This is a genomic window from uncultured Subdoligranulum sp., assembly GCF_937890665.1.
The window spans coordinates 1-4,371 of sequence record NZ_CALADU010000189.1 but is presented as its reverse complement, the minus strand read 5'-3'; the positions used below and the strand labels follow the sequence as shown (position 1 = coordinate 4,371).

The 4,371-nt window shown below is 47.4% G+C and carries 5 protein-coding genes; all 5 read right to left on the bottom strand.

Annotation, left to right across the window (positions count from 1 at the left end; all coding sequences use genetic code 11):
• Positions 1-20: 20 nt before the first annotated feature.
• The gene (gene dcm, locus Q0526_RS10860; protein WP_366522085.1) at positions 21-848 is read right to left on the bottom strand and encodes a DNA (cytosine-5-)-methyltransferase; all 828 of its coding nucleotides are present in this window, start codon (positions 846-848) and stop codon (positions 21-23) included.
• A gap of 76 nt (positions 849-924) precedes the next feature.
• On the bottom strand, positions 925-1,938 hold the full coding sequence (locus Q0526_RS10855; RefSeq protein ID WP_298733438.1) for a site-specific integrase: 1,014 nt from the start codon (positions 1,936-1,938) through the stop codon (positions 925-927).
• Positions 1,925-2,899, bottom strand: coding sequence for a tyrosine-type recombinase/integrase (locus tag Q0526_RS10850; protein ID WP_298733436.1), 975 nt, complete (start codon positions 2,897-2,899; stop codon positions 1,925-1,927). Before Q0526_RS10850 ends, Q0526_RS10855 begins: the two co-directional genes overlap by 14 nt.
• Entirely contained in the window at positions 2,896-4,128 is a 1,233-nt protein-coding gene (locus Q0526_RS10845) for a site-specific integrase (RefSeq protein WP_298733434.1), read from the bottom strand. Before Q0526_RS10845 ends, Q0526_RS10850 begins: the two co-directional genes overlap by 4 nt.
• A 103-nt stretch (positions 4,129-4,231) precedes the next feature.
• Positions 4,232-4,371, bottom strand: a 140-nt coding sequence (locus Q0526_RS10840) for a DNA cytosine methyltransferase (RefSeq protein ID WP_298733440.1), incomplete at its 5' end; no start/stop codon positions are given.

Sequence of the window (4,371 nt, the reverse complement as noted above, 5' to 3'; positions counted from 1 at the left end):
CGTAATTTTGATCTTTGAAATCAAGGGCCAGGCACCTCACCTCCGTAAAGTTCTGCATCCAGAGCTGCCAGCCGCCGCCCGATAGCTTCCACCACGTTGACCGTCACGCCGTTTCCAGCCTGTTTATAGACCTGGTTATCACTCTGAATGGCCAACACCTTGTCGATGCGTTCATCCGTCCAGCCCTGCAAGCGCAGGCACTCCCGTGGGGTCAGGCGGCGGATTCGGCCATTGTGCAGCACTCCGGAAGCCTCTCTCTTATGTTTGCGAATCCCGCCATTCTGCTTTGCGGTCAGGCAGCGGGCGATCTCGGTAGTTTTGGGATCACGGTTCATGTCGATGAAGCAGAGAGTTCCCTGCGTTGATCCCGTGGTGAGGGTGTGGGCAATTTTGTGCCCTACCCGGCCGCGGCGGGTGTTGGTGCTGTAGTAGCTGATATCGATGCTGTCCCCTTCATAGGCCATCTTGTAGCCTTTTCGGGTCGCTTCTTTGATGGGCAATCCGACAGCATACAAACCGGTGCGTCCTCCAAATCCTCCCGCTTGTGCAGCCAGAGTACAGCTCACTCCATCGGGGGAATAGATTCGCTCGTCCTGGGGCCCTCGTCGGATTTGTGCAAGAGCATTTCCTGTTGTGTCGGTGAAAGGAAGTATTTTTCCTCTACATCGGTCATCAAGATATCCGACAAGATACACCCTGCGGCGGGACTGGGGGACGCCGAAATCTTTGCTGTTGAGCACCTGCCATTCCACGCCATACCCCAGTCGGTCCAGCGTATGGAGGATCGTCGCAAACGTCCGTCCGCCGTCATGAGAAAGCAAGCCGGGTACGTTATGAACAGAAATCAATTATGTATAGCACCTCCCTAAAAAGCAGTGAAACAGGATAAATCGTCCTGTTTCACTACGCATAATATTTTGGTTTTTAGCCAAGTGAGGACAGCCACTCAATCAACTCCGTATCCTGTTCCCAATGAGATGCCTTCGGAAGATCAAGATGGACTGTTGCTTTCTCCAAAGCAGCCCGCTTAGCCTCGTTGTCTGCTCTGGCGTAGACCTCAGTGGTAGAGATATCCGCATGCCCCAAATAATCTTTAATAAAAACAGGATTAACATTTGCCTGTACCATGTGCATGGCTTTTGTGTGGCGGAAAACGTGAGGAGAGATTTTGGTGGGCATTGCGGTATCGGTTTTCCGTGCCATATCTGCATACTTCTGGACAATGTACGTAATGCCTGAGCGGGTCAGTTTGCGCCTGCTTCCATTCCAAAACAGTGGCATATCTGGATTGCGACGCACATCAATATGGTTTTCAGCAAAGTAACTGCGCAGCAATTCGGCAGTCTGTTTCATAAGGGGCACAGTACGAATCTTCCCACCTTTTCCGTGCAGAGTAATTACTGCTGGAAAATCCAATCGCACATCCCGCAAACAAATATCCACAAGTTCACTAACACGGGCTGCAGTGTCATACAAAACAGTTAGCAGAACGAGATGCCTCCGTCCTTTAGCGGTAGAGGTGTCTGGCATGGATAACAGATGCTTCAATTTTTCTGGCGTTAAATACTGTGCCGGCGGAGCAGGAGATACCATGCTCGGAATATTGGAAATCAAAATGCATTGCTCCATATATGCCGGTTCTTCAGTCATAACATAATCAAAAAAAGCGTGGATAGCACAAAGGCGCTGGTTGTAGGTGGATGGAGAGGAACCTCTGGTATTTGTCAGCCACAGAAGAAAGTCCTCTATACACTTTTTGTCCAGCTTAGCCAGATTCAGTTTTGCAATATTGAAGCCTTTCTCGTCTCTACAAAAAAGCAGAAGGAGCTTGAACGTATCCCGGTAAGAACGGATGGTATTACTGCTCAGGTTTCTCTGGACAGGCAGGTAGTGTGTGAGGTACTGCGTCAAAAATCTGGAGAAGTCAGATGTTTTCATCGGACACCTCCATCTGAGGAATGAGCCCCCCAAATTGTGTTTCCAGTTTGGCAACAATATCCGGGTACATTTGTGCCGTCAATTGGAGATATTTTTGTGTGCCAGTCAGCCCGTTGTGTCCAAGATAGCGTGAGAGTACAGGCAAAGCAGCGGTAAGATCCTCACCTGAAAGCACCCAGTTGTTCAGGCAGTGTACTGCGAAGGTATGCCGGATATCATGGAGCCGTGGACCTTTTCCTGGTCCATTATAAGGAATCCCTGCCATTCTGAGAAGCTGACGGAATTGAGTTTGCAACCAACTGTTTCCGTATCTTCCGCCATTGCCACGAGGACTTGAGCTGGGAAAAATTAGTGAATCGGGAGATTCTGACGGGAACCTTTCCAGATATTGAGTCAGGGCCACCGAAACCGAATCGGAGAATGGCACCAAACGGTTTTTGTGAAATTTCGTGTCTAATATGGTAAACACATTTTCTTTGAGATCCACATCGCACATACGCAGATTCAGTAGTTCGGAGGTTCGCAATCCACAATTGAATAATATCCGGAACATAACAGGAAGCTGGTACTTTCGAGCAGGGTTCTGCTCCGTAAATGGTACATAATCTGCGACAATCAGCATTCGCTCAATTTCATCGTCCGTAAAAATATAGGCTCTAAAATTACGATTCTCTTTTGGAAGAGATTTTGAAGGGATTTTGTATGCTGTATATCCTTTGCGGATCGCAAAATCGAGGAATCCGTTAATTGCGCTAACATCTCTGAGGATGGTATTGGTTTGCACGTTCAATCTGTTTCCGATATGCTTTAGAACATATTCTTTTGTAAATGAGAGTACCCCGTCATCAGGCTCAGCGAAATTCCGGAGGAAGCGCTTGATACAGCCTTCATCCGTTTTCAAGCTAAATCCAAGAGCATGGCGTTCTGCCATATACTGCTCCAACAGCATTTTTGAAGTCATACCAATTTCCTCCGTTTCCCATAAGACAATGCACACTTACGAAGGGCTGGAAGGTCTACTTTGGTATATACTGAGGTCGTTTTTGGACTGTTATGTCCAAGAATATTGGAGATCGTCATAAGTGGTGTGCCATCCTGCAGAAGGCTGCTTGCCAGAGTATGGCGCAGCGAGTGAGCTGCTTTGCGCTTCTTTACTGTCATACCTGCATATTTTATATACCGCTTGAGGTTTCCAGAAATCGCTGCGCTGGACTGGAATTCTCCGTAAGGATGAATATGGCGGATAAACACATTATCGCATTCGGAATCCAGTCGCCCATTTTTCAGATAGTCAATGATGGCATCACCAATTACAGGGAGCAGGGGCAGTGTGTTGACCTTTTGCGTTTTTTGCTGTGTATAGGTGATCAGTTTTTGATGCCAGTCCAGATTTTTGAATTTCAATGCGCAGATGTCTCCTGCCCTCATGCCAAGCAGAATTGCCAGAAGAAGCATCGCATAATCCCTTTTTCCAATCGCATTGCTGCGGTCAATAACGGATAATAGCTGCTGCACTTCTTCTGGGGTCCATGTTTCAGGGATAGTTTCTTCAATGTAGATTTTTGGCCTTGGAACACTCGGAGATAAGTCATCGCCCGATATCCCGTTTTCGTGGAGATAGCGGAAAAAATCACGTAAAACGCTGCTGAATACATGGATGGTTGCACGATGGTAGCGGCACAGGGTGGTCATGAAGTCTGAAATTTCCGCAGCGGTCAAGTCTGAAAGTTCTATTCCGCGCCCATCCAGAAAACAGAAAAATTGCCGCATCTTTGTCCGCTTGACACGGATAGTCCCAGCAGAACTATTATTTCTGTGGCACCATGCAAGGTATTCGTCCAGTAAACCGACATATTGCTGTGGCATGGTGTAGTCATGATGGCTGTATCGCAGTGCATACCCGAATTGAAAAATGTCATCTAAAAAGCGAATGGAACAGCGTGTATCCAGTTGCTGCTTGGTCAGTTTTGCGGTGGGGTCACCGATATCCAAACCATAACGGTGTTGGAAGTATTGTGGTCCCGTTTCTGTGTCATAAGTGGCGATCTCGTTTTCTCTGCAATACGTGGAGAAGTTTCGGAACTCCTTGCCATGCCGACTGAGGGTTGACGATTTGAAGTCCAGACGGATCAACTCCATATTTGCCGCATCCATCAAGTCGATGATTGGAACTGTCTTTCTGCTGTGCATAGTTTGCCTCCTTTATATTGTGATGCTTACAGTATAAAGGAAAATTATGCACAGTGTTTTTCTAATTTTCTAAGAAGTCTCAACATTTTGGAAGGAGGTCTTTTCATAATTGCTTACAACTCATAACGTACCTTATGCACTTCAACGCATAAGGAACATTTTCAAACAGCAGATAGCGAGGTTTCCGGGCTTCAGCCAGTCGGGCCAACTCGAAGAAGAGAGTGCCGCGGGGATCTCCGAACC